The 23337-nt window shown below is 62.4% G+C and carries 25 protein-coding genes; 17 read left to right on the top strand and 8 right to left on the bottom strand.

Translation table 11 applies throughout. The features are described from left to right. Positions 1-116 precede the first annotated feature (116 nt). The 4 genes from GTP55_RS24735 (at position 117) to GTP55_RS24720 (ending at position 4869) form a co-directional block, all read left to right on the top strand. Complete coding sequence (locus GTP55_RS24735) at positions 117-1883, top strand: glutamine--tRNA ligase/YqeY domain fusion protein (protein WP_161047461.1); 1767 nt, start codon at positions 117-119, stop codon at positions 1881-1883. Between the two features lie 139 nt (positions 1884-2022). Next, complete coding sequence (locus tag GTP55_RS24730; RefSeq protein ID WP_161047460.1) at positions 2023-3852, top strand: CHASE domain-containing protein; 1830 nt, start codon at positions 2023-2025, stop codon at positions 3850-3852. Positions 3853-3961: 109 nt separating this feature from the next. After that, positions 3962-4591, top strand: a complete 630-nt coding sequence (locus tag GTP55_RS24725; protein ID WP_229258156.1) for a glycine-rich domain-containing protein — start codon at positions 3962-3964, stop codon at positions 4589-4591. Positions 4592-4662: 71 nt separating this feature from the next. Next, complete coding sequence (locus GTP55_RS24720; RefSeq protein ID WP_161047459.1) at positions 4663-4869, top strand: hypothetical protein; 207 nt, start codon at positions 4663-4665, stop codon at positions 4867-4869. A 69-nt stretch (positions 4870-4938) separates the two neighbouring features. Here GTP55_RS24720 and GTP55_RS24715 read toward each other — a convergent pair whose 3' ends face one another. Next, complete coding sequence (locus tag GTP55_RS24715; RefSeq protein ID WP_092278423.1) at positions 4939-5178, bottom strand: hypothetical protein; 240 nt, start codon at positions 5176-5178, stop codon at positions 4939-4941. Positions 5179-5451: 273 nt separating this feature from the next. On the opposite strand from GTP55_RS24715, the gene GTP55_RS24710 reads away from it, so the two are divergent. Continuing rightward, entirely contained in the window at positions 5452-5820 is a 369-nt protein-coding gene (locus GTP55_RS24710; RefSeq protein ID WP_161047458.1) for a hypothetical protein, read from the top strand. 24 nt (positions 5821-5844) lie between these two features. Here GTP55_RS24710 and GTP55_RS24705 read toward each other — a convergent pair whose 3' ends face one another. Further along, positions 5845-6720 (bottom strand): SDR family oxidoreductase, encoded by an 876-nt coding sequence (locus tag GTP55_RS24705; protein ID WP_161047457.1) that lies wholly within the window; start codon positions 6718-6720, stop codon positions 5845-5847. Positions 6721-6854: 134 nt separating this feature from the next. On the opposite strand from GTP55_RS24705, the gene GTP55_RS24700 reads away from it, so the two are divergent. The 4 genes from GTP55_RS24700 to GTP55_RS24685 all read left to right on the top strand — a co-directional run bounded on the left by GTP55_RS24700 (position 6855) and on the right by GTP55_RS24685 (position 10318). Continuing rightward, positions 6855-7880, top strand: coding sequence for a CDP-6-deoxy-delta-3,4-glucoseen reductase (locus GTP55_RS24700; RefSeq protein WP_161047456.1), 1026 nt, complete (start codon positions 6855-6857; stop codon positions 7878-7880). A 65-nt stretch (positions 7881-7945) separates the two neighbouring features. After that, a complete protein-coding gene (locus GTP55_RS24695; RefSeq protein WP_161047455.1) occupies positions 7946-9184 on the top strand; it encodes an MFS transporter in 1239 nt (412 codons plus the stop codon). Further along, on the top strand, positions 9181-9846 hold the full coding sequence (locus GTP55_RS24690; protein WP_161047454.1) for a DUF1345 domain-containing protein: 666 nt from the start codon (positions 9181-9183) through the stop codon (positions 9844-9846). Before GTP55_RS24695 ends, GTP55_RS24690 begins: the two co-directional genes overlap by 4 nt. A 94-nt stretch (positions 9847-9940) precedes the next feature. After that, positions 9941-10318 carry an HPF/RaiA family ribosome-associated protein gene (locus tag GTP55_RS24685; protein ID WP_110846963.1) on the top strand — a complete coding sequence of 126 codons (378 nt, stop codon included), beginning with the start codon at positions 9941-9943 and terminating at the stop codon, positions 10316-10318. 21 nt (positions 10319-10339) lie between these two features. On the opposite strand, the gene GTP55_RS24680 is transcribed toward GTP55_RS24685, so the two are convergent. Next, positions 10340-11119, bottom strand: a complete 780-nt coding sequence (locus GTP55_RS24680; RefSeq protein ID WP_161047453.1) for a helical backbone metal receptor — start codon at positions 11117-11119, stop codon at positions 10340-10342. 107 nt (positions 11120-11226) lie between these two features. Between GTP55_RS24680 and GTP55_RS24675 the strand changes: the two genes are divergently transcribed. Then, complete coding sequence (locus GTP55_RS24675) at positions 11227-12195, top strand: GGDEF domain-containing protein (protein WP_161047452.1); 969 nt, start codon at positions 11227-11229, stop codon at positions 12193-12195. Between the two features lie 134 nt (positions 12196-12329). On the opposite strand, the gene GTP55_RS24670 is transcribed toward GTP55_RS24675, so the two are convergent. After that, a complete protein-coding gene (locus GTP55_RS24670; protein WP_229258155.1) occupies positions 12330-12914 on the bottom strand; it encodes a DUF5610 domain-containing protein in 585 nt (194 codons plus the stop codon). A gap of 60 nt (positions 12915-12974) precedes the next feature. Here GTP55_RS24670 and sbcB point away from each other — a divergent pair, with 60 nt between their 5' ends. Both sbcB and GTP55_RS24660 read left to right on the top strand, forming a co-directional pair. Beyond that, positions 12975-14417, top strand: coding sequence for an exodeoxyribonuclease I (sbcB, locus tag GTP55_RS24665; RefSeq protein ID WP_161047451.1), 1443 nt, complete (start codon positions 12975-12977; stop codon positions 14415-14417). Positions 14418-14536: 119 nt separating this feature from the next. Then, complete coding sequence (locus tag GTP55_RS24660; RefSeq protein WP_161047450.1) at positions 14537-15922, top strand: serine hydrolase domain-containing protein; 1386 nt, start codon at positions 14537-14539, stop codon at positions 15920-15922. A gap of 9 nt (positions 15923-15931) precedes the next feature. On the opposite strand, the gene pyrF is transcribed toward GTP55_RS24660, so the two are convergent. After that, positions 15932-16753, bottom strand: a complete 822-nt coding sequence (pyrF, locus tag GTP55_RS24655; protein WP_161047449.1) for an orotidine-5'-phosphate decarboxylase — start codon at positions 16751-16753, stop codon at positions 15932-15934. Between the two features lie 108 nt (positions 16754-16861). Between pyrF and GTP55_RS24650 the strand changes: the two genes are divergently transcribed. Then, the gene (locus GTP55_RS24650; protein ID WP_161047448.1) at positions 16862-17623 is read left to right on the top strand and encodes an SDR family NAD(P)-dependent oxidoreductase; all 762 of its coding nucleotides are present in this window, start codon (positions 16862-16864) and stop codon (positions 17621-17623) included. Positions 17624-17925: 302 nt separating this feature from the next. Then, positions 17926-18318 (top strand): VanZ family protein, encoded by a 393-nt coding sequence (locus GTP55_RS24645; RefSeq protein WP_161047447.1) that lies wholly within the window; start codon positions 17926-17928, stop codon positions 18316-18318. On the opposite strand, the gene GTP55_RS24640 is transcribed toward GTP55_RS24645, so the two are convergent. After that, positions 18272-18487 carry a hypothetical protein gene (locus GTP55_RS24640; protein WP_161047446.1) on the bottom strand — a complete coding sequence of 72 codons (216 nt, stop codon included), beginning with the start codon at positions 18485-18487 and terminating at the stop codon, positions 18272-18274. The two genes, GTP55_RS24645 and GTP55_RS24640, sit on opposite strands and share 47 nt — an antisense overlap. Before the next feature lie 138 nt (positions 18488-18625). Between GTP55_RS24640 and GTP55_RS24635 the strand changes: the two genes are divergently transcribed. Continuing rightward, complete coding sequence (locus tag GTP55_RS24635) at positions 18626-19048, top strand: hypothetical protein (RefSeq protein WP_161047445.1); 423 nt, start codon at positions 18626-18628, stop codon at positions 19046-19048. 6 nt (positions 19049-19054) lie between these two features. On the opposite strand, the gene GTP55_RS24630 is transcribed toward GTP55_RS24635, so the two are convergent. Beyond that, a complete protein-coding gene (locus GTP55_RS24630; RefSeq protein WP_161047444.1) occupies positions 19055-19957 on the bottom strand; it encodes a TraB/GumN family protein in 903 nt (300 codons plus the stop codon). A 114-nt stretch (positions 19958-20071) separates the two neighbouring features. Beyond that, positions 20072-20839: a substrate-binding periplasmic protein gene (locus GTP55_RS24625; RefSeq protein WP_161047443.1), complete on the bottom strand. Its 768-nt coding sequence runs from the start codon at positions 20837-20839 to the stop codon at positions 20072-20074. A gap of 60 nt (positions 20840-20899) precedes the next feature. On the opposite strand from GTP55_RS24625, the gene GTP55_RS24620 reads away from it, so the two are divergent. Next, complete coding sequence (locus GTP55_RS24620; protein ID WP_161047442.1) at positions 20900-21907, top strand: LLM class flavin-dependent oxidoreductase; 1008 nt, start codon at positions 20900-20902, stop codon at positions 21905-21907. A gap of 111 nt (positions 21908-22018) precedes the next feature. Further along, positions 22019-23158: an MFS transporter gene (locus GTP55_RS24615; RefSeq protein ID WP_161047511.1), complete on the top strand. Its 1140-nt coding sequence runs from the start codon at positions 22019-22021 to the stop codon at positions 23156-23158. Positions 23159-23337 lie beyond the last annotated feature (179 nt).

The raw sequence follows: 23337 nt of genomic DNA, 5'->3' as shown, positions 1-23337 counted from the left end.
GGTGCGGTGACAAACCCACCGCAAATTAATCGATCATTATACCGCGCCGCCATATCGCCACTGGCAATACGGTAAAATGCAGCAATATAGAACTTTTGCACAATCCAAACTTCCAGATGAGCAACGACAAAAACAGCCCAGCGCCAGCACTCCCCTCCAATTTCCTGCGTGCCATCGTCGAACACGACCTGGCGGCCGGCACCCATGACCGCGCCGGCCTGCCGAGCGTGATCACCCGCTTTCCGCCGGAGCCGAACGGCTACCTGCACATCGGTCACGCCAAGTCGATCTGCCTGAACTTCGGCTTGGCGCGCGATTACCATGGCCGCTGCAACCTGCGTTTCGACGACACCAACCCGGCCAAGGAAGAGCAGGAATACGTCGACACCATCATCGACAGCGTCAAATGGCTGGGCTTTGACTACGACTATCCCAAGGCCGACGGCTCGGTCGAGCATCACCTGCACTACGCGTCGGACTACTTCGACCAGCTGTACGTCATGGCAGAATGGCTGATCGAACAAGGTTACGCCTACGTCGACAGCCAGTCGGCAGACGATATGGCGGCCAATCGCGGCAATTTCAACACGCCGGGCACCAACTCGCCGTTCCGCAACCGTCCGGCCGCCGAATCGCTGCAGCTCTTCCGCGACATGAAGGCCGGCAAATACGCCGATGGCGAGCACATCCTGCGCGCCAAGATCAGCGAGGACGCGATGGCCTCGCCGAACATGAATATGCGCGATCCGGCCATCTACCGCATCCGCCATGCGCACCATGTGCGCACCGGCGACGCCTGGTGCATCTACCCGATGTACGACTACACGCACCCGATTTCGGACGCGCTGGAAAACATCACCCATTCGATCTGCACGCTGGAATTCCAGGACCACCGCCCGTTCTACGACTGGCTGCTGGCGACTCTGTCGAAAGGCGGCTTCTTCACGCTGCCGGTGCCGAACCAGTACGAGTTCTCGCGCCTGAACCTGACCTACGTGGTGACCTCCAAGCGCAAGCTGCGCCAGCTGGTGGAAGAGAAAATCGTCGACGGCTGGGATGACCCGCGCATGCCGACCATCGTCGGCCTGCGCCGCCGCGGCTACACGCCGGAAGCGCTGCACCTGTTCTGCGACCGCATCGGCGTCACCAAGGCCGACGGCTGGATCGACATGAGCACGCTGGAAGGCTGTGTGCGCGAAGACCTGGACCCGAAAGCGCCGCGCGCCACCGCCGTGCTGCGTCCGCTGAAACTGATCATCGACAACTACCCGGAAGGCCAGACCGAAGCGTGCACCTCGCCGGTTCACCCGCACCACCCGGAAATGGGCGTGCGCACCTTCCCGATCTCGCGCGAGCTGTGGATTGAAGAGGAGGACTTCATGGAAGTGCCGGTCAAGGGCTACTTCCGCTACTTCCCGCCGATCGGCGACGCTCCGGGCAGCCGCGTGCGCCTGCGCCACGGTTATGTCACCGAGTGCACCGGCTTCGACAAGGATGAAAACGGCAAGGTCATCGCCGTGCACGTCAAATACTTCGAGGACTCCAAGTCCGGCACGCCGGGGTCGGACAACTACAAGGTCAAGGGCAACATCCACTGGGTGTCGACCGCCGCCGCCGTGGAAGCCGAAGTGCGCCTGTACGACCGCCTGTTCACCGACGCCCAGCCGGATGCCGGCGGCAAGGACTTCCTCTCGCTGCTGAACCCGAACGCCAAGGAAGTGGTCACCGCCTACCTGGAACCGGGCATGGTCGCCGCCCAGGCCGACCAGCGCTACCAGTTCGAGCGTCACGGCTATTTTGTCGCCGACCGCGTCGACTCGCAGCCAGGCAAGCCGGTGTTCAACCGCATCGTCACGCTGAAGGACAGCTGGGTGGCCAAATAAGCTGCCCGCCCTTCGCTAAAACGGCGCCCGCGTGGCGCCGTTTTTTTATTGACCTGGAAATAACTAAACGCCAGGAGCAATAAGCTTTTTGCAAAATTGCTTGACGAGGTGAACCGTTGTTTTCTATAGTCAAAAGACTATGGCCCTTGCCCACAAACAGCTATTCCCCGCTTCCCGGCCGGTCTGGTGGGCGGGCGTGCTGTTGTCTCTCGGGATCGGCGGCCTGTTTTATCTCGCCGCCAACCGTACCATCGACTACGACGCCAGCGAGCGCTTTCTGCATCAGGCGCAAAACGCCCAGTACAACATCAATTCACGGCTGAATGCCTACACCGATGTGCTGCGCGGCACGGCCAGCTTCTTCCACGCCGCCGAAAACGTCGACCGCGCCAGCTTCCACCGCTATGTGGATGGGCTGCATATCGCCAGCCAGTTCCCGGCGCTGGACAACATCAATTACGCCCAGTACGTCACCGACGGCGCGCGCGACGCCTTTGAAGCGGCCGACGCCGGCGGCGAAGCACTCGGCTATCCGCACCGGCTGGCCATCTCGCCGGGCCAGCGCCGGCCCGAATACTGGGTGCTAACGATGATCGCCCCGCTGGCGGAATTCCGCGAAAAAATCGGCCGCGACATCGGCTGGCGTGGCCCGGTAGCGCAGGCGCTGCGCCACGGCCGCGATACCGGCGACCTCAGCGCATCGGGCTTGCCGATCGACAGCCTGCACCAGCCGCAAGGGGCCGGACTGGCGCTGCGCCTGCCGGTCTACCGCAGCGGTGCGCCACTGCAAACGCTGGAACAGCGCCGCGCCGCCTACATCGGCTCGGTGGGCATCGGCTTCAGCGTGCCGCGTCTGGTGCAGGCGGCGCTGGAACAGATGCAGGTGCGCTCCACCCGCCTGGTGCTGGTCGATAGCGGTGGCGGCGCGCCGCCGCGGCAACCGGCGCAGCTGTTCGACAGCAATCCAGGCGGCAGCCCGCCGCGCGCCAGCGACCTGTTCAGCGTGGTACTGCCGATCGATTTCCACCACCGCCACTGGAGCGCGCATTTCAGCGCCCCCAAGGCCGCCTGGTACAGCCGCTTCGACACCTGGCTGCCGTGGCTGGCCATGCTGTGCGGCTTCACCGGCTCGCTGCTGTTCTATCTGCTGTTCCACACGCTGTCGTCGTCGCGCATGCGAGCCGTCAAGATGGCCAAGGAAATGACGCGCGAATTGCGCACCAGTCAGGCCCGGCTGCAGCAGTCGCACCACAAGCTGCGCCGGCTGGCTGCGCACGCCGACCACATCAAGGAAGAAGAACGCAAGCGCATCGCCCGCGAAATCCACGACGACCTCGGCCAGAACCTGCTGGTGCTGCGCATCGACGTCGACCTGCTGACCACCCGCACGCGCCACCGCCATCCGCGCCTGCATGCGCGCGCGCAGCGCATGCTGAGCCAGATCGACAGCAGCATCAAGAGCGTGCGCCACATCATCAACGACCTGCGCCCCACCGTGCTGGACCTGGGACTGAACGCGGCGGTGGAATGGCAGATCGCGCAGTTCCGCGCGCGCTCCGGCATGGTCTGCGAGCTGATCGACCACCACACCGAGATCCGCGTCGACGACCAGCGCGCCACCGCGTTCTTCCGCGTGTTGCAGGAGTCGCTCAGCAACATCCTGCAACACGCCCACGCCAGCCTGGTGCGGGTAGAGCTGTTGCAGGCCGGCGGCATGCTGAGCATGACCATCAGCGACAACGGCATCGGCGTGCGCGACAGCAGCCGCAACAAGGTCGGCTCGTTCGGCCTGGTCGGCATCGAAGAACGCATCAGCCTGCTTGGCGGCACCTGTTCGATCAGCGGCACGCCCAACGGCGGCACCACGGTGGCGATCGCGGTGCCGGTCAGTGATGCGGGCACGCGCGTGGCGCCACCGGCCCCCTCGCCAGCCACGCCGCCGGCCACCACGCGCGACATGGCGCTTTGAATTTCCTTTCAAACATTGATTAACCTCAAGGAATAGCTGTCTCCTGCGGGCAAAATTAAAGGCATTCCCAGCCTTTTCAACCCGCATCAATACAGCAAAGGAAATTCTGATGAATGCCCAAACCATGCACACCATCGCCGCCCTGGACCTGGAGCCGATCAAAGTCAAGCTGATGCACGAAGAATCCGGTGAAGGCTGGACGCTGGAACGCGCCAACGCGGTCGAGTTCGAGTACCGCCGCTTTCTCTACCTGATGAAACAGTACCCGCACGAGCAGACCGCGCCGCTGGTCGACGTCGACACCTTCTGGCACTACCATATCCTGGACACGATGAAATACCACGCCGATTGCGACGCTGTGTTCGGCCATTACCTGCACCACTTCCCGTACATCGGCCTGCGCGGCGAGGACGACGAGGCGGCGCATATCCGCGTCGGCCAGCGCATGAAGGAGTTGTACGAGGATACGTTTGGCGAAGATTATGTGCGCGCCAGCGCCGGCGCGTTTGCGCATTCGGGCGTACTGGTGCAAGACATCGCCCATTCCGGCGTGCTGGCGGCCGACGTCGCGCATTCCGGCGTCCTGGCCAGCGATATCGCGCACTCGGGCGTGCTGGCGGCGAAGGTGGCGCATTCCGGCGTGGTCAACACCAGCATGGTCGCGGCCGAGGCGGCTATTGTAGCGGCGCAACAGTCCAGCTTCTACACCCTGCGCCCGCGCCTGCCGCAATCCGCCTGAAGCACAAAAAGCGGGCGACCTGCTGAAATAAGTGGCATACTTGGCTGTCTACAGAATGATGGGAGTGCATCATGGCCGTCAATACCGTTGCCCCGAACAGCAGCACTGCGATCCAGCAAGCCGTCCCCACCCGCCAGCCTGAACAGGTAAAGCCGGTGGACCAACCCGCCGAGCGCGTTGCGCAGGCGCCGCCACCACCGCCGCCTCAGGCGGCCGTGGCGCCCACCGTCAACACCAGCGGCCAGCGCATCGGCACCACCATCAGCACGTCCGCCTGATCCGGGCCGGGGCAAAAAAAACGGCGCGTTACCGTAGGGTACGCGCCGTTTTCTTTTGGGTGTCCGCTATCAGGACGCCATCATTTCGCGCAGTTCGCGAATGCTGAAGTCGCTGATCTCGTGCATGCGGATCAGGATCGTCGCGCCAATCGGCAGCGTGTTGTGGCGGATTTTGGAGATGACCGGCGGGGCCACTTCCAGTGCGCGGGACAGCGCTGCATCGTTTTTCAGTTGCAGTTTCTCAATGATCGCGTCCAGCACGCGGTTCGGGTTGTATGTCGGCGAAGCCGTGATTTCTTTGAGGGACATAGTGATTTAAGTAAGTTCGCTGCCGTCTTTGGCAAAAAAACGACACATGGGTAAGAAAAATTTTTAGCTCAATTACCGTTGAAGCACGAGAAACCACGAACATTTATGCCGCGTTTTAGTGCTTAACCGAGATAATACCTGTTTCCGTTACAAAAGGGCTAACTCAACAAAGCTTTGTGTGAGATTTAGAGAGATTCTAACCCTATTTTGTGTGGTAGTGAGGATTTATGTTGTAAAAAGAAGTATCAAACAATGTAAAGATCAGCTTGGACGGTGGACACCGGCGGCAAGGAAGCACCATTCAACCGCCATCAGCGTGGCCAGTTGGGCGATCGTGCCTGGGAAGAACAACGAGGAGGAGGAGGAGGACTGCTCAGCATGCTGGGCACTGCAATGCCAACCGAGCTGGCGCCGGATTTCTTCCGGCACCGGAGGCGGACAGCGGCCAGCATCCCGCTGGCGCTGCAGCATGTAGGCGCGGACTTGCTCCTTGGTCGGCTGCAAACTGGCTGGCATGCGCGCACTCCTTTGTGGAAGATGGCTAACAATATCTTAACATGTGATGATTTATTTGATGCACATCAAACAAGCCATCTTATGAGTTTGACACAAAAATGCCACAATAAAATTTCAACAGATTAAGTTTTATTGCTTCTTTACATATCTTTACATTCTCGCAGCCAAGGTTGCCGCCACCGTCGGGTAGCCCAGGCGCACCCCCAGTTCGCGCTTGATGCGATCGTTGCGCAAGCGGCGCGACTCCGACATGAACGACAACAGCGCCGGCGACACCACCTGCTGCAACTGCGCACGCGGCAAGCGCGGCGGGCGCGGCAGCTTGAAGGCATCGGCGACCGCATCGAAATATTGCGCCATCTTCATGTCACTGTCATCCACTGCATGATAGATACGGTTCGGTAGCGCACGATACAGCGCGCGAATGATGATCGCGGCCAGATCGTCGGCGTGAATGTGGTTGGTATACACGTCGTCGGCCTCGATCAGCGCGGGCGTGCCCTGCTGCAAACGCTTCAGCGGCAAACGGTCGGCGCCGTAAATGCCGGGCACCCGCAACACCGACAGCGCGGCGCCGGTGCGCCGCGCCCAGCGCCGCAAGGTGCGCTCGGCGTCGACCCGGCGCAGCGCCCGGGCGTTGCGCGGCGCCACCGGCCGGGTTTCATCGAACAGCGCGCCGCCGCAGTCGCCATACACGCCGGTGGTGCTGATATACACCACCCGGCCGCCGGCCGGCAGCACCGCCGTCAGGTTGCGGGTGCGGGTGTCGAGCACGCCATCGGCCGGCGGCGGCGCCAGATGCACCACCCACGGCGCCAGCCCGTCCAGCCGCCGCAAGGTCGCCGGCTGGTCCAGATCGGCCACCAGCGGCACGGCGCCGGCCGCCCGCAACTCGGCGCGGCGTTCCGGCTGGCTGGTGGTGGCAAACACGCGAAAATGACGGGACAGCAAGGGCAGCAGGCGCATGCCGACATCGCCGCAACCGACAATCAGCAGCCGCGGGCGGTTAAAGTTGGAAGTTTTCATGCCTAGATTGTAAGGACATATTGTGAACAGCGGTAAAACTGTTGGCGTCGCAGCCAGTCCGTCGCGGCCCCAGCCCAAGGCGCCGACTGAGGTAAAATAAGGGGTTTCCTGCCTATAGCCCAGCTCCCAATCGTATGACGTTTCACATCACTGTACAGCCCAGCGGTCACCAATTCAGCTGCGAAGAAGACGAAACCATTCTGTCGGCCGCCATGCGCGCCGGCGTCGGCCTGCCGTATGGCTGCAAGAACGGCGCCTGCAGTTCCTGCAAGGGCAAGGTGCTGTCCGGCGACATCACCCACAAGCCGCACCAGGAACGGGCCCTGCCGAAGGATGAGGAAGCCAAAGGCATGTCGCTGTTCTGCTGCGCCCTGCCGCACAGCGACGTGGTGATCGAAGCGCGCGAAGTGGCCGGCAGCGACGACTATCCGATCCGCAAGATGCCGTCGCGCGTGGCGACGCTGGAAAAAGTGGCGTCCGACGTGGTGGTCATGACGCTGCAATTGCCGGCCAACGAAACGCTGAAATTCCGCGCCGGCCAGTACATCGAATTCATGCTGAAGGACGGTAAGCGCCGCAGCTACAGCCTGGCCTCGCCGCCGGAGCAAGGCCTGCCGTTGGCGCTGCACATCCGCCACCTGCCGGGCGGCCTGTTCACCGACCAGGTATTCGGCGCCATGAAGGAAAAAGACATCCTGCGCTTCGAAGGCCCGATGGGCACCTTCTTCGTGCGCGAGGACAGCACCAAGCCGATGGTACTGCTGGCCTCGGGCACCGGCTTCGCGCCGATCAAGGCCATCGTCGAACACCTGCGCGCCAAGGGCTCGACCCGCCAGATGACGCTGTACTGGGGCGGCCGCCGTCCGCAAGACCTGTACATGGATGCGCTGTGCCGCGAGTGGGCCCTGAGCATGCCCAACTTTAAATACGTGCCGGTGCTGTCCAACCTGATGCCGGAAGACCACTGGGCCGGCCGCACCGGCTACGTCCACCAAGCGGTGATGGCCGACCTGCCCGACCTGTCCGGCTACCAGGTCTACGCCTGCGGCGCGCCGGTGATGGTGGAATCGGCCAAGGCCGACTTTGTCGCCCAGTGCGGCTTGCCGGAAGAAGAGTTCTACGCCGACGCCTTCACCTCCGAGGCCGACCTCAACAAATAACAGCATCCAACCTCACAGGGCTTTCGGGATGCAGAGTCCCAAAGCTCTGCTCCTAGAAAGCCGCAATGTCAGACAGCACTTCCCGCAACGGTTTCAGCGTCCTGCGTCACCGCAACTTCACCCTCTACCTCTCTGCCCGCACGCTGGCCACGCTGGCGGTGCAAATGCAAAACGTCGCCATCGGCTGGCAAGTCTATTCGATGACGCACAACCTGTTCGACCTCGGCCTGATCGGGCTGGCGCAATTCCTGCCGTTCCTGCTGCTGATCCTGCTGGCCGGCCACGCCGCCGACCGCTACGACCGCCGCAACCTGATCGCGCTGGCGCTCGGCGCCCAGCTGCTGTGCGGGCTGATGCTGCTGGCCTTCACCTACACCGGCTTGAGCGCCGTATGGCCGGTGTTTGCGGTGCTGGTGGTGTATGGCAGCGCGCGCGCCTTCATGGGGCCGGCCACGCAGGCCATCCTGGTCAACCTGGTGCCGCAGGAAAGCTTCAGCAAGGCGGTGGCGCTGAGTTCGTCCAGCTTCCACGTCGCCGTCATCATGGGACCGACCCTGGGCGGCCTGTTCTACCTGGCCGGACCGAAAACGGTGTATATGATTTCGTCGACGCTGCTGTTGCTGTCGGTAGTGATGATGTGCCTGGTGAAGTCGGTCAAGCAGGCCAGCGCCAGCGGTCCGGCCTCGTGGCACACGGTGCTGGAAGGCTTGCGCTTCGTGTGGAACAAGAAAATCGTGCTGGGCGCGATTTCGCTCGACCTGTTCGCGGTGCTGTTCGGCGGCGCCACCGCGCTGCTGCCGGCGCTGGCGCACGACGTGCTGCACATCGGCCCGAGCGGCCTGGGTGCGCTGCGCAGCGCGCCGGGCATCGGCGCCGCCTTGTGCTCGATCGTGCTGGCCTTCTTCCCGATCACGCGCCGGGTCGGCGCCTGGATGCTGGGCGGCGTGGCGGTGTTCGGCGCCGGCACGCTGGTGCTGGGTTCCACCACCACCTTCCTGGTGGCGCTGGCGGCGCTGTTCCTGATGGGAGCCGGCGACATGATCAGCGTCTACGTGCGCCACCTGCTGGTGCAGTATGAAACGCCGGATGAAATCCGCGGCCGCGTCAGCGCCGTCAACTCGGTGTTCATCGGCGCTTCCAACGAGCTGGGCGAATTTGAATCCGGCATCACCGCCGGCTGGATGGGCCTGACGCGCGCGGTGCTGTTTGGCGGCGCCGCCACCCTTGGCGTGGTCGGCGCCTGGACCGTGCTGTTTCCCGTGCTGTCGCGCATGGACCGCTTTCCACACGAGGACAAGAAATGAGTTTGCGCATCCGCTGGCCTAGTCTGATTCACAGCCGCCCTCACCTGAGCCTGGCGATCGTTTGCGGCCTCATCGCCGCCCCCTTGCTGCCGGACCACTGGCCGTGGCTGACGCGGGTGATGGCCTGCTGGGACATCCTGGTCTGGGTCTACATCGCCACCATGGGCTGGATGATGGCCAAGGCCGACCAGCACGACATCAAGCGCGCCGCCTGCCGCCAGGATGAAAAAGGCCCGGTGATCCTGGCCGTGCTGTCGCTGGCGGTGCTGGTCAGTCTGGCGGCCATCGTCTTGCAACTGGCCACCACCAAGAACCTGCCCGACGAAGCGCTGGCGTTGCGCTACACGCTGGCGGTGCTGACGCTGGTCGGCTCGTGGTTCATGGTCGGCATCATGTTCTGTTCCCACTACGCCCACCTGTACTACGTGGACAACAGCGACGACAAGGCGCTCGGCTTCCCGGACGACGACGTGGTGCCGAACTACTGGGAGTTCCTGTACTTCTCGTTCACTATCTGCGTGGCGGTGCAGACCTCGGACGTGACCGTGCGCACGCGCCAGTTGCGCAAAGTGGTGCTGGGCCAGTCAGTGCTGTGCTTCTTCTACAACCTGGCCGTTCTCGGCCTTTCGATCAACCTGGCCGCGTCGCTGCTCAACGGTTAAACCATCGCCAGATCAAGTGGACGTTAAGCAATTAACGCCCACTTAAGCCTGGAAGGAGTAAGATGGTTTCGTAGTCAAACAACAGGAGCAAGCTATGCAAATCCAAGTGAATACCGACAAAACCATCACTAATCACGCAGGTCTGGACGAACATGTTCAAACTGTCGTAGGCAATGCCCTCCACCGCTTCGGCGAACAAATCACCCGTGTCGAAGTCCATCTGAGCGACAACCTGGGTCAGAAATCCGCAGACGGCGACAACCGCTGCCTGATGGAAGCCCGCCTCACCGGCCTGCAACCCATCGCCGTCAGCGATCACGCTGCCACCTTGCATCAGGCCATCAGCGGCGCCACCGAGAAACTGAAGCGCTCGATCGAAACCGCCGTGGGCAAGCTGAACGCCCATAAACGCCATGCCGACGGCACCGGCGCTGTCTCGGCCGCCGTGGTGGCGGAAGCAGAAGAAGAGTAATTCCTGCAGCGGGAACGGCGCTTATCGCAGCGCCAGTTCCCGCAGGTAGCTCAGTCCTTGCAGCGACCTGCTGCCATACCAAGACATCATTTCCCCATCGACCAGCAGCACCGGTTTGCCGATCTGGCGTTCCAGCATTTCCGCATGCGCTTCGGTGAAGCGGTACGGCTCGCTGGACAGCAGCACGCCATCGATTTTCTCAATCAGCTCGCTCGACCAGCGGAACGCCGGATAGCGCTCCTCGCCCAGTTCCGGCACGCTCCAGCCGATTTCCTCCAGCATGCGGGCGATATAGGTATCGCGTGAAATCGTCATCCACGGGTCCTGCCAAACGCAGTACAACATGGTTTGCGGCCGGCCTTTCGGCGCGGCTTGCAGCAGCGCGTATTCCGCCTCGAACGCGGCGCACCAGTCGGCAGCCTGCTGTTCGCGGCAGAATACCCCGCCCAACAGGCGCGCCAGCGCGACGTTGTCATACGGGCGCAGCGGATGGGTGACGATGATATTCGGCACGAATTCAGCCAGCGCATCGGCGGTCGGCTTTTCGTTTTCGTCAATATTGAGCACCACGTGGGTCGGCGCAAGCGCGCGGATCTTGTCCAGGTTGACGTCCTTGGTGCCGCCAACCTTGGCAATGTCCTGCACCACGTCCCACGGATGGATGCAGAAACCGGTCCGCCCCACCACCTGCGCGGCCAGCCCCAGGTCGCACAGCAGCTCGGTGATCGACGGCACCAGCGAGACGATGCGCGCATCCGGAGCGGGTTGATGGGTAACGCCCAGCGCGTCAAGGTAGCTCATGTTGTTTCCAGTTGGTTGCAATGCCGTTATTGAACCACGCCTCCAACGTTTTCGGATATGATAATTCCAGAACTATTGATTGCCTTTTGGCATCCTGCGAGACATCCTTGAAACAAATCAGCACATTCGGCTCATCGAGCTACCGGATCAGCGACTTGCAGCTGCTACGCAACTCCGACGACGATGCCGTCATCGCCAGACTGCTGGCCCATTGCCCCATCATGCTTCTGGACGCCGACGAGGCGATTGCCGAGTCCAACCGCGCGCGGCTGTACATCCTGCTGCGCGGCGCGCTGTGGGTGGCCAGCGATACCCGCTCCGGCATGGCCGACGGCACCATCAGCAAGATCCTGCCGGGCGAAAGCGTGGGCGAACAGTCGGTGCTGGATGAGGAAGCCAATCTGTCCACCACCACCGCGCTGGAGGAAAGCGAAGTGCTGGTGGTCGAGGCCGACATCGTGTGGCAACTGATCGACGAATCGAACGTGCTGGCGCGTAACCTGCTGCGGCTGCTGTCGTTCCGTATCCGCGCCGCCAACGCGCAGCTGCGCCGGCGCCAGAAGCTGGGCGAGTTCTACCGCCAGCTGTCGATGATCGATGGCCTGACCGGCTTGTACAACCGCGCCTGGCTCAACGACCTGCTGCCGACCATGGTGGCCACCGCGCACGGCTCCAACGCGCCGCTGGCGCTGATCATGATCGACCTCGATCACTTCAAGAAATTCAACGATGCCCACGGCCACCTGGCCGGCGACGAAGCCTTGCGCGCGGCAGCCCAGGTGCTGAGCGGCGCGCTGCGGCCGACCGATTTCGCGGTGCGCTATGGTGGCGAGGAAATGATGGTGTTGTTGCCGGATACCAGCGACAAGGTGGCGGCGGCGGTGGCCGAGCGGCTGTGCGAGCGGATGCGGCAAGCCAAGGTGTTTACCGACATGCGCCTGCCGCTGCCGCACATCACCGCCTCGCTGGGCGTGTCGGTGCTGCGGCCGCAGCAGAATGAGCACGATCTGATCGCCACGGCCGACGCGGCGCTGTATCGCGCCAAGGAACTGGGCCGCAACCAGGTCGCGGCCTAGCCGTCGCTCGCGCACGCGGGTGCCCATGCTGAAGCGGCACGCTGGCGGCCTAGCCGTCGCACTCGCGCACGCGGGTGCCCATGCTGAAACGGCACGCTGGCGGCGTATGGACTCCCGCTTGTGCGGGAGCGACGTCAGGCCGCGGCCTTGTCGGTGCTTGTGCCGGCGCTGTCGGTTTTCGGCTGATGCGCAGCGATGAAATCGTCATACCCCTTCTGCACCAGCTCATAGGTCTTGTCGATATTGGACGAAATATCGCCATTCAGCGCATTCAGCCCCTTCAACACATCGCGCGCCTCGCTAAAACCGCGTTCCATGCCGGATTTGATGGTGTCCATGAACTTGTTCAGCAGTTCGCCCTCGTCTTCGCCGGGGTGCTGCTGCTTGTACGCTTCGAAAAAACCGGTCGACAAGGATACAATGCGGCCGGCGGTGCCTTCCGGGGTATTATCCTGCGACGCGGCATTCTGGATGGCGTCATCGCCGAAGCCGTCCTTCTTGAGCGCCTCGTTAATGCCGGTCAGCGCAGTTTTCAGCACCACCGACATCTGGTCGTTCGATGAACTGATCGACACCGACAAGGAAGCCTGTACGATAGAGGCATTCAGATCGGCCTTGGCCTTGGCGGCAACCGACACCGGCTTGTCATCCTTGGCCTGGACCTGGGTGGCGGCATTGGTGCTGTTACTTGAAGTCAGCGATACGGGAGTAGCCATCATGTTGCTCCTCAGTGTAGATGCCTAAATTATCGGCAGTTTTTTAAATTTCTGTAGCACCTTATGACAAATCAGACATTTCTCTGGCACGACTACGAAACTTTTGGCGCCGTTCCGCGTCGCGATCGCCCGGCGCAATTCGCCGCGATCCGCACCGACGCCGAACTCAACGAGATCGGCGATCCGATCATGCTGTATTGCAAGCCAGCCAATGATTTCCTGCCAGATCCACAATCTTGCTTGATCACCGGCATCACCCCGCAGCAATGCCTGGAATGGGGCGTGCCCGAGCACCAGTTCGCCGCCACCATCGAGCAAGCCTTCTCGCAGCCGGGCACCATCGGCGTCGGCTACAACACCATCCGCTTCGATGATGAAATCACCCGCTTCATGTTCTGGCGCAACCTGATCGACCCGTATGCGCGCGAGTGGCAAAACGGCTGCGGCCGCTGGGACTTGCTGGACGTGGTGCGCATGACCTACGCGCTGCGGCCGGAAGGCATCCAGTGGCCGACCAAGGAAGACGGCAAGCCCAGCTTCCGGCTGGAAGACCTGGCCAAGGCCAACGGCCTGCTGCACGAGTCGGCGCACGATGCGCTGTCCGACGTGCGCGCGACGATTGCGCTGGCGCGGCTGATCCGCCAGCACCAGCCGAAGTTGTTCGACTTCTGCTTCGCGCTGCACAAGAAAGACCGCGTGGCCGACGAGATCGGCATGCATCTGGCGGTCAACCTGCGCCAGCCATTCCTGCATGTGTCCGGCATGTTCCCGACCGAGCGCGGCTGCATCGCCCTGGTCTACCCGCTGGGCACGCATCCGACCAACAAGAACGAAGTCATCGTCTGGGATTGCACCTACGATCCGAGCGAACTGTTCACGCTGGACGCCGACACCATCCGCACCCGCATCTTCTCGCGCGCCGATGCGCTGCCGGAAGGCGTGACGCGCTTGCCGGTGAAGAGCATCCACCTGAACAAATCACCAATGCTGGTGTCCAACCTGAAGACCCTGTCGCCGGCCATGGCGGCCAAATGGGGCATCGACCTGGAACAGGGCAAGGCGCACGCGGCGATTGCGGCGGCCGGACGCGACCTCGGCGCGGTATGGGAAGAAGTATTTCATCGCCCGCGCAGCGCGCCGCTGGATGTGGACGAGGATTTGTACAACGGTTTCATCAGCAAGGACGACCGCCGCTTGCTGGATACCTTGCGGCGCGAATCGCCAGCGCGGCTGGCAGTGGCGTCCCCGGCGTTTGGCGACGCCCGCCTGGCCGAACTGTTGTTCCGCTACCGCGCGCGCAACTTCCCGGAGACCTTGTCGGAAACCGAAGTCGAGCATTGGGAGCAGCATCGCGCCGCACGCTTCTACGAAGGCGCGGGCGGCAGCCGCACCATCGACGACTTCTTCGCCCAGATCGACGAACTGCAACAGCACGCCGACGAGCGCGCCGAGCAGATCCTCGGCGACCTGTACGAATACGCCGAGCTGGTCGCGCCGGCGCAATAGCCCGGCCAGCCCGGCTATTTGCGGCCGGGCATGCCATTTTCGCCATCCATCGCACGCCGCTGGCCGGCGATTGCCTCTGAACCTATGATGTCCTGACATTATTATTTCAGGGGGACACCATGCAACTGCTCAAAGCCGCCAGCGCCGCCATCCTGCTCACCTCGGTGCTGATGCCGGCTGCCAACGCCGCCGCCAGCAACGCCGAGGTCGAGGTCATCGACGCCGAACTGACGCGGCTATTCCCCGCCAACCGGCCCGGCGCAGCCGTGCTGGTGATCAAGGACGGCGTGACCATGCTCAACAAGGGCTATGGCCTGGCCAACGTCGAATTGAACGTGCCGATCCGGCCGGATCACGTGTTCCATGCCGCCTCGGTCGGCAAGCAATTCACGGCGGCGGCGATCATGAAACTGGTCGAGGACGGCAAGCTGAATCTGCAAACGCCGATCCGCCAATATTTCCCCAACGTGCCTGCAGCGTGGAACGACATCACCGTCGAACGCTTGCTGCAACACACCTCGGGCATCGCCAACGTCTTCACCGACGCCGGCTTCCGCAAGCAGGCATTTGAAGAACACACGCCGCAACAGCTGCTGGACCAGGCCATCGCCACGCCGCTGCTGGCGCCGCCCGGCACGGCTTACGCCTACTCGTCGGTCAATTACACGCTGCTGGGCATGATCATCGAGCAACTGTCCGGCGAAAAATACGAGGCCTACCTGGCGCGCCAGTTCTTCGTGCCGCTGGGGATGACGCATACCTATTTCATCCACACTGCCGGCCTGATCAAGGATATGGTCACGCCCTATGAACGGGGCCCGCAACTGGCCGTGCGCTGGAACAGCAGCCTGCTGTTTGGCGGTGGCAGCTACGCCTCCACCAATGCCGACCTGGTGCGCTGGACCGTCGCGCTGCAAGGCGGCGCCGTGCTCAAGCCCGCCAGCCTGAAGGCCATGAACACCCAGGCGACGTTGCAGAACGGCCGCCGCGTGCCATACGGCTACGGCATCCGCCCATACACGCTGGCCGGTCAGCCCTACCTGCGCAGCAGCGGCGACGTCCAGGGTTTCCACGCCGAAGTGGTGTACATACCGCAATCGAAGGTGATTGTATCGATGATGAGCAATAGCGATGACTCGCCGCAATTCGGCCTGCCTTCAACCGCGCGCCGCATCGCCACCATTGTGGCCGGCAGTTCGCCACCGCTGCCGACGCCAACGCCGCAGACGCTGGCGGACGGCGTGCTGCAACAGCGCGCCGGCGTCTACACGCAGGGCAACGAACGCTATACATATCAGGTCAAGGATGGCCGCTTGCAGGTGCAATATCCGGCGGACGGCAAATGGCTGCCGCTGCTGGCGCTGTCGCCGACCGAGTTTTATTACGAGGCCAACAGCAATTTCCGCATCCGCTTCGGCAGCGGCGCGGATGGGCGGGCGACGTCGCAATGGTTCGACATCGCCCCGCTGGACGGCGATGCCGATCCAGTCTTCATCAAGCAGTAAAAGGCTTGCTTAGCCGCGATGCTGGTTGATGGCGTTGCGGGTTTCCTCGGCCACGCGGCGCGCGGCGGCGGCGAAATCTTCGCTGCCTTGCGGCGCCGCGTACAGAATGGCGCGCGACGAGTTGATCATCATGCCCGTGCCATTCGCGGTGCGGCCCGAAGTGACGGTCGCTGCAATATCACCACCCTGCGCGCCGATGCCCGGCACCAGCAGCGGCATGTCGCCGACAATCGCGCGCACCTGCGCCAGTTCTTCCGGGAAGGTGGCGCCGACTACCAACGCGCACTGGCCGTTGCTGTTCCACTTCTCCGCCACCAGGCGCGCCACGTGCTGATACAGCGGCTTGCCGCCGACATCCAGGAACTGCAGATCCGAACCGCCGGCATTCGAGGTGCGGCACAGGATGATCACGCCACGGTCGCTCCACTCCATGTACGGCTCCACCGAATCCGAACCCATGTACGGATTGACGGTCACCGCATCGGCGCCGTAACGGTCATACGCTTCGCGCGCGTACTGGCGCGCGGTGGCGCCGATGTCGCCGCGCTTGGCGTCCAGGATCAATGGAATGTGCGGGTAATGTTCGCGCACGTAGGCGCAGATCTGCTCCAGCTGGTCTTCGGCGCTCAGCGCGGCAAAGTAGGCGATCTGCGGCTTGAACGAGCACGCCAGGTCGGCGGTGGCGTCGATGATCTCGCGGCAGAAGTGGAAGATGCCTTGCGGATCATTCTGGAACTGGGCCGGCAACTTGGCCATGTCCGGGTCCAGGCCCACGCACAGCAGGGAGTCGTTGGCCGTCCAGGCGGCAGATAATTTGTTGATAAAAGTCACGACGGCTCCCTAATGAAAAATGCAAACCCTCTATTGTAACCTGACCATGGCGGGGGACTAAAACAGCCTGTTAAAATTTGCCATCTCCACCTCAGAAAGCACATTCCCATGAAATTAACCGATAAAGTCGCGGTCGTCACCGGCGCCACCCAGGGCATCGGGCTGGCCTGTGCCCAGCGCCTGATCGCTGAAGGCGCCAAAGTCATGCTGGTGGACATCAAGCCGGAAGGCGCTGACGCCGCCGCCGCGCTGGGCGAACAGGCGCGCTTCTTCGCCGCCGACGTCAGCCAAAAGGCGGATGTGGACGCGATGGTGGCCGCCACCCTCGCCGCCTTCGGCCGCATCGACATCCTGATCAACAACGCCGGCGTCACCCACGCCGCCAACTTCCTCGACGTCTGCGAGGAAGATTTCGACCGCGTCATGCGCATCAACCTGAAATCGATGTTCCTGTGCGGCCAGGCGGTGGCGCGGGTGATGGCCAGGCAGCTGAGCGGCAGCATCATCAATATGTCCAGCGTCAACGCCGAACTGGCGATTCCGAACCAGGTGCCGTACGTGGTGTCGAAAGGCGCGATCAACCAGCTGACCAAGGTGATGTCGCTCAACCTAATCGAGTACGGCATCCGCGTGAACGGTATCGGCCCCGGCACCATCCTGACCGAACTGGCCAAGAAAGCCGTGATGTCCAGCCCGGAATCGCGCAACACCATATTGTCGCGCACGCCGATGGGCCGCTGCGGCGAGCCGGAAGAAGTCGCCTCGATCGCCGCCTTCCTGGCCAGCGACGACGCCAGCTACATGACCGGCCAGACCCTGTACGTGGACGGCGGCCGCCTGGCGCTGAACTACACGGTCCCCGTCAAATGACAGAGTTATGCCCTAGCCTGATGTCTGGTATCTGAAAGAACAATTAGACACATATCTTGCGACGCCGCATAATAGCTCCTGTCTCCACTATTCTCCTCCAAGAAAATAGTTTTAAGCCCGCTCAAGTCAGCGGGCTTTTTTTTGTTCAGCGAAATTGTTCGCTGTCATAACGGCGTCACAAACGCTGCCTATACTGGACACATCTTAAGTACATGCAACCGATAGGCATGACTGAAGAAAAGGTGCACCGGGGTCCGGTGCACCACTCCCGTTTTATTGCAGTGCATGGTATTGTCTGCCCCATGTTCAAGCAAATCTTCCTTACCCCTTCCCACGCCCGCCTCCGCTACTGGACCGCCATTGCGCTGTACCTGTTGATCCTGATTCTCGGTTCGATTCCCGGTGCGCGCCAGGACATCGGCGAAGTCGCTTCCGGCGTGGTGCTGCATTCGCTGGCTTACGCCGGCCTGACCTTTTTGATTTTTACCGGCGGCAGCGGCACGCCGTCGCAGCGCGCCGGCAAAGCGGTGCTGACCATCGCCCTGATGGGCGCGATCGACGAGTGCGTGCAAAGCCTGTTCCCGTACCGCCACGGTGCGGTGTCGGACTGGATGGTGGACTGCACGGCAGCCCTGCTGACGGCCGGCTTCATGTGGGCTCTCTGGAGTCGCTATCGCAGCCTTCCGGCTGGCTGATTTCGCCGGTCGACAACTTCACATCCCTCTGCAACTCTTGCAGCTGCTCGGCCTTGGCCACGCGTACCAGGCCGTGCAGTGCGTGCAGGAAGAAATGCCGGCTGCGGGTGTCGTTGCAGGTGGCATCAATTAACTCTTCGATAATAGTATCTGTCACGCGTGTCAACATATCGATATCCTTTCAAGTGATACCGAACAATTATTGCGTGTAGGTAGCATGTTTCAATTGATGTACATCAATAGGAACCGAAGCTCGGGGAACGATGCGGCGCCGCGCCTCTCTGAAGATATTTCGAGGGAGGTGAAGATGAAGAACTCAACAGGATGGATGATCGCGCTGTGCCTGCTCGGCGCAACGGCCTGCGCCGACAGGACTATTCAGAGCACGGGCCCCAGCACCAGCGGCACCAGCGGCACCAGCAGCAGCGGCTACGTGCCGGGAGACACCGGCTCGATGATGGCCGGCCCCACCCCGCAGCAGGCGCAAACCAGCTACGGCGTAGTGCAGTCCATCGACCAGTTGCAGCGCCAGGATGCCGGCCTCGGCGCCATGGGCGCCGCCGGCGCGGCAGCGGCCGGTGGCAGCATGGGCGCGCCGACCGACAAGGTCTACCGCGTGATGCTGCGCATGGATGACGGCAGCAACCAGATGGTGGTGGAAGAGTCGATGCCGGGCTATAAAGTCGGCGACCGCATCCGCTACAGCAACGGCAGCGTGCGGCCGTACTAGTACAGCTCAGTACAACTGCTCGACCTGATAGCCGCGCCGCTTGAGTAACTGCGGCAAGCCGTCATCGCCCACCAGATGCAGCAGGCCCACGCCGACAAACGCCACCTGGTCCTGCTGCATGATGCGCTCGATGTTGGCCGCCATCTCCGGATTGCGCTTGCCGAGCAGCACGCGGTTCATGAAGCCGGCGGAAATGCTGTCGCCGCTGGTGGCGCTATGCCAGGCCGCCTGGATGCCGCTGCGGTCGGCCGCATTCCAGGCCTCGACCAGCGCGCGTGATTTTTTCAGCGAATCGCCATCGGCCAGGTCGGCCAGGTTTTCCAGCAGATACTGCTCCTGCTGCTGCGCGTCCAGCGCGTCGAACAGGCTCAGTTGATAATCTGCGCTCTCCAGCTCGCGCACCGTCTTGTCCTGCTTTTGCGCGGCCGCCAGCAGCGCAAACTCCACCGCCTGGCTGCGCTGGTAGCCGTTCTTTTCCATTTCCGCGCCAACCAGCAGGTTGGCGATCAGCCACGGTTTGTAGTGCTGCACCGACGCCAGCGCAATGCCGGCACGCGCCAGCGCCTGCACGGTCTTGTCCAGCGTGGCCGGCGTCAGATGATTCTGGATCGAGTCGCCTTCGGGATAGCGGCCATGGCGCGCCAGCGCCACCTGGAATTGTTTGTCCTCGCGGATATCGAGTTCGATCACCAGCGCCGTGGAATCGAGCAGCGCGCGCGACGCCACCGCGTCCAGCGGATAGAAACCGTCACGACCCACGTGAATGGTGCCGTACAAATAGCTGGTCTTGCCCTCATGCGTCACCCGGAACAACTGGCCGCGATGCTGGAGCGAGGTCTCCAGCGTGCCGGCAGCAAAAACGAGCTGGCAGCAAGCCAGCAGGAAAGCGAACAGGATTCCCGGTTTCATAATATTTACATTGGAATAAAAGAGAATAAGACGGGCGCCTTATTGATTCCAATAGTAAGTCAGTGCCGGGCACTACCAGAAACTATTTTTAAAAACCGTCGGAAAAATAAAACATTATTTAAGGCGATTTTGATAATTACTGATTATTTTGCTCACACTTCCATCTTTAATCAGCTGCTCAATTGCCTTATTCACCTCGCTCACCTGCACCGCCCCCTTGGGAGACACGGCGCACTGGGCCTTGTAGCTCTTTACCACCAATGGGGGATGGATCGATAGTTTCTCGCCAACCTTGAGATAATAATCAAGCGTGTTTTGCTGGGTAATAGCATGATGCAAACGGCCCGCCGCCATTTTCCGCAGGTTACCTGATGACGAATGACCATCATCTCGAATAAAACCCTGGCCCAAAGCCTTATCGAATTCGGGGTAGTAATATCCCAGGATTGTCGCCACCGGTATTCCGGCGACATCCTGTAGAGCATGCGGTTGCGGGACGGTGGTATCGGTGACCAGTACTTCCGACACCGGGAAAAAGCCGCGCGTCCATTCAAACTTGCCTGGCAGCCACTGCGGCAGGTACAAGCAGACCAAGTCGGCCTGACCGGCCTCCAGCGCCATGGCGATACGCTTGCGCGGCAGCAGCAGGAAACTGGCCTCGCGGCCCAGCTTGCCCGCCAGCGCCTCGCCCAGCTCCTTGTGAAAACCTGCGGTCAGATGATTATCGCGGAAGCCGGCCATCGGCATCTCGGTGCCGTTGTCGACCGCCACCACCAGCGGCGGCAATGGCGGCACGGCGGCGGCGCTTCCCATAGTAACGATCACGGCAATCAGGGCCTGGCCTGCACGCTTGACCCAATCTGTGTATGCTTGTCTATCCATTTGAAAGAATTATACCCATGCGCTTTCAATGGGATTGTCATTACAGAGAGATTACCACCCATGATTCCATTTTCGATCCTTGATCTGTCGCCGATTGCCGAAGGCAGCAACCCGACGGCCTCGTTCCGCAATACACTGGACCTTGCCCAGCACGGCGAACGCTGGGGCTACAACCGCTACTGGCTGGCCGAACACCACGGCATGCCGGGCATCGCCAGCGCCGCCACGGCGGTGGTGATGGCCCATGTGGCCGGCGGCACCAAGACCATCCGCGTCGGCGCCGGCGGCATCATGCTGCCCAATCATTCACCGCTGGTGATCGCCGAACAGTTCGGCACGCTGGAAGCGCTGTTCCCCGGCCGTATCGACCTCGGCCTGGGCCGCGCGCCGGGCTCCGACCAGACCACCGCGCGCGCCTTGCGCCGCAACCTGGAAACCGACGCCGACGCCTTCCCGCAAGACGTACTGGAATTGCAGGACTACATGTCCGACAATCCGCGGCAGCGCGTGCTGGCCGTGCCGGGCAAAGGCGCGAAAGTGCCGATGTGGATACTCGGCTCCAGCACCTTTGGCGCGCAACTGGCCGCGCACCTTGGCTTGCCGTTCGCCTTCGCCTCGCACTTTGCGCCGCAAATGATGCAGCAGGCGATGGCGCTGTACCGCGCCAACTTCCAGCCGTCGGCGCAGCTCGCCAAGCCATACGTCATGCTGGGCTTTAACGTGTTCGCGGCCGACACCGATGAGGAAGCGCACTTCCGCGCCACCTCGATGCAGCAAGCCTTCGTCAACCTGCGCACCGGCCGGCCATCGCAGCTGCCGCCGCCGAAGGCCGGCTACCTCGACACGCTGGGCATGCCCGAGCGCGCCATGCTGGATTCTGTCCTGTCCTGCACCGCCATCGGTTCGCCGGCCACGGTCAGCGCCAGACTGCAGGAATTCATCGCCCGCACCGGCGCCGACGAACTGATGATCACCTCGCAAATCTACGAGCACGCGCAACGCCTGCGCTCGTACGAAATTACCGCCGAGGTCCACCAGACACTGAAGCGAGAGCAGGCCGGGCTGTAAAAGTGCTCACGCTCAGCAGGAAATGGCCGTGGCCGTTAGAATGTCGGCCTCTCAAAATTTCCGGAGCCTGACGTGAGCGAAGCCAAAGCCCATCAAGACCTTTCCCCCGGCATGGTCTGGCTGTTCGCCATCGCGACCGGCCTGATCGTCGCCAACCTGTATTACGCCCAAACGCTGATCGGCCCGATCAGCCGCGCCACCGGCCTCGATCCCGGCGCCGCCGGCCTGATCGTCACGCTGACGCAGATCGGCTATTGCCTCGGCCTGCTGTTCATCGTGCCGCTGGGCGACTTGCTGGAAAACCGCCGGCTGATCTTCATCGCCCTGCTGGTGACGGCCGCTGCCTTGCTGGCGGCCTCGGTGACCAGCAGCGCCAACCTGTTCCTGTTTGCCGCCTTGTGCATCGGCCTCGGCTCGGTGGCGGCGCAGATTGTGGTGCCGTTCGCCGCGCACCTGTCGAATCCTGAAACGCGCGGCAAGACCGTCGGCAAGGTCATGAGCGGCCTGCTGATGGGCATCATGCTGGCACGCCCAGTCGCCAGCCTGGTGGCCGATGCGCTCGGCTGGCATGCGATCTTCGTGCTGTCGGCGGCGACCACGGCGGCGCTGGCCTTCCTGCTGCGCGCCAGGCTGCCGCAGCGCCAGCCGCATGGGGACATGCATTACTTCGACCTGCTCGGTTCGATGTGGCACCTGCTGAAAGCCACGCCGGTGCTGCGTCGCCGTGCCGCCTATCAGGCCTGCATGTTTGGCGCCTTCAGCCTGTTCTGGACCTGCGTGTCGCTGGAATTAACCGGCCCGTACTTCCAGATCAGCCAGACCGGTGTCGCGATCTTTGCGCTGGTGGGTGTGGCGGGCGCAATTGCGTCACCGATTGCCGGCCACCGCGCCGACCAGGGCAAAAGCCGCTCGACCACCATGATTGCGCTGATCCTCGGTGTGCTGGCGTTCGCCATGCCGCTGGCAATTCACAGCAGCCGCCTGGTGGACCTGGGCGTGCTGGTGCTGACGTCGATCATTCTGGACATGGGCGTCTCGGCCAACCTGGTGACCGGACAGCGGGCGATTTTTGCGCTGCCGCCGGAAATCCGCAGCCGCCTGAACGGGCTGTACATGGCGCTGTTCTTCATGGGCGGCGCCATCGGCTCGTCGCTGGGCGGCTGGATGTTTGCCGCGCACGGCTGGACCGGCGTCTTGTGGACCGGCCTCTGCTTCCCGCTGATCGCCCTGTGCGTGTTCGCCACCGAATAAAATCAGGGTCAGTTCTGCCAAACGTACACGAGCTTATGTACATTTGGCAGAACTCGTATATTGAACGTACCGCGTCGCCATCAGATAATCAGAAAGGTGAAGCGGTCAGGCAGGGTGATGCCGACCAGACTGTGGGCCATTAAGCCCGTGGGTCAGATAGGTACCCCTGCCTGTTTCAT

It is taken from the genome of Duganella margarita (assembly GCF_009857535.1).
GTDB classification, from domain to species: Bacteria; Pseudomonadota; Gammaproteobacteria; order Burkholderiales; family Burkholderiaceae_D; genus Rugamonas; species Rugamonas margarita.
Note: the sequence above shows the minus strand (reverse complement) of the source record. Positions and strands in the feature narration are given on the sequence as shown.

Excerpts from the sequence above, each read along its gene's own strand:
- GTP55_RS24735 (WP_161047461.1), top strand. The coding sequence starts at position 117 with ATGAGCAACGACAAAAACAGCCCAGCGCCAGCACTCCCCTCCAATTTC.
- GTP55_RS24730 (WP_161047460.1), top strand. The coding sequence starts at position 2,023 with ATGGCCCTTGCCCACAAACAGCTATTCCCCGCTTCCCGGCCGGTCTGG.
- GTP55_RS24725 (WP_229258156.1), top strand. The coding sequence starts at position 3,962 with ATGAATGCCCAAACCATGCACACCATCGCCGCCCTGGACCTGGAGCCG.
- GTP55_RS24720 (WP_161047459.1), top strand. The coding sequence starts at position 4,663 with ATGGCCGTCAATACCGTTGCCCCGAACAGCAGCACTGCGATCCAGCAA.
- GTP55_RS24715 (WP_092278423.1), bottom strand. The coding sequence starts at position 5,178 with ATGTCCCTCAAAGAAATCACGGCTTCGCCGACATACAACCCGAACCGC.
- GTP55_RS24705 (WP_161047457.1), bottom strand. The coding sequence starts at position 6,720 with ATGAAAACTTCCAACTTTAACCGCCCGCGGCTGCTGATTGTCGGTTGC.
- GTP55_RS24700 (WP_161047456.1), top strand. The coding sequence starts at position 6,855 with ATGACGTTTCACATCACTGTACAGCCCAGCGGTCACCAATTCAGCTGC.
- GTP55_RS24695 (WP_161047455.1), top strand. The coding sequence starts at position 7,946 with ATGTCAGACAGCACTTCCCGCAACGGTTTCAGCGTCCTGCGTCACCGC.
- GTP55_RS24690 (WP_161047454.1), top strand. The coding sequence starts at position 9,181 with ATGAGTTTGCGCATCCGCTGGCCTAGTCTGATTCACAGCCGCCCTCAC.
- GTP55_RS24685 (WP_110846963.1), top strand. The coding sequence starts at position 9,941 with ATGCAAATCCAAGTGAATACCGACAAAACCATCACTAATCACGCAGGT.
- GTP55_RS24680 (WP_161047453.1), bottom strand. The coding sequence starts at position 11,119 with ATGAGCTACCTTGACGCGCTGGGCGTTACCCATCAACCCGCTCCGGAT.
- GTP55_RS24670 (WP_229258155.1), bottom strand. The coding sequence starts at position 12,914 with ATGATGGCTACTCCCGTATCGCTGACTTCAAGTAACAGCACCAATGCC.
- sbcB (WP_161047451.1), top strand. The coding sequence starts at position 12,975 with ATGACAAATCAGACATTTCTCTGGCACGACTACGAAACTTTTGGCGCC.
- GTP55_RS24660 (WP_161047450.1), top strand. The coding sequence starts at position 14,537 with ATGCAACTGCTCAAAGCCGCCAGCGCCGCCATCCTGCTCACCTCGGTG.
- GTP55_RS24650 (WP_161047448.1), top strand. The coding sequence starts at position 16,862 with ATGAAATTAACCGATAAAGTCGCGGTCGTCACCGGCGCCACCCAGGGC.
- GTP55_RS24645 (WP_161047447.1), top strand. The coding sequence starts at position 17,926 with ATGTTCAAGCAAATCTTCCTTACCCCTTCCCACGCCCGCCTCCGCTAC.
- GTP55_RS24640 (WP_161047446.1), bottom strand. The coding sequence starts at position 18,487 with ATGTTGACACGCGTGACAGATACTATTATCGAAGAGTTAATTGATGCC.
- GTP55_RS24635 (WP_161047445.1), top strand. The coding sequence starts at position 18,626 with ATGAAGAACTCAACAGGATGGATGATCGCGCTGTGCCTGCTCGGCGCA.
- GTP55_RS24630 (WP_161047444.1), bottom strand. The coding sequence starts at position 19,957 with ATGAAACCGGGAATCCTGTTCGCTTTCCTGCTGGCTTGCTGCCAGCTC.
- GTP55_RS24625 (WP_161047443.1), bottom strand. The coding sequence starts at position 20,839 with ATGGATAGACAAGCATACACAGATTGGGTCAAGCGTGCAGGCCAGGCC.
- GTP55_RS24620 (WP_161047442.1), top strand. The coding sequence starts at position 20,900 with ATGATTCCATTTTCGATCCTTGATCTGTCGCCGATTGCCGAAGGCAGC.
- GTP55_RS24615 (WP_161047511.1), top strand. The coding sequence starts at position 22,019 with ATGGTCTGGCTGTTCGCCATCGCGACCGGCCTGATCGTCGCCAACCTG.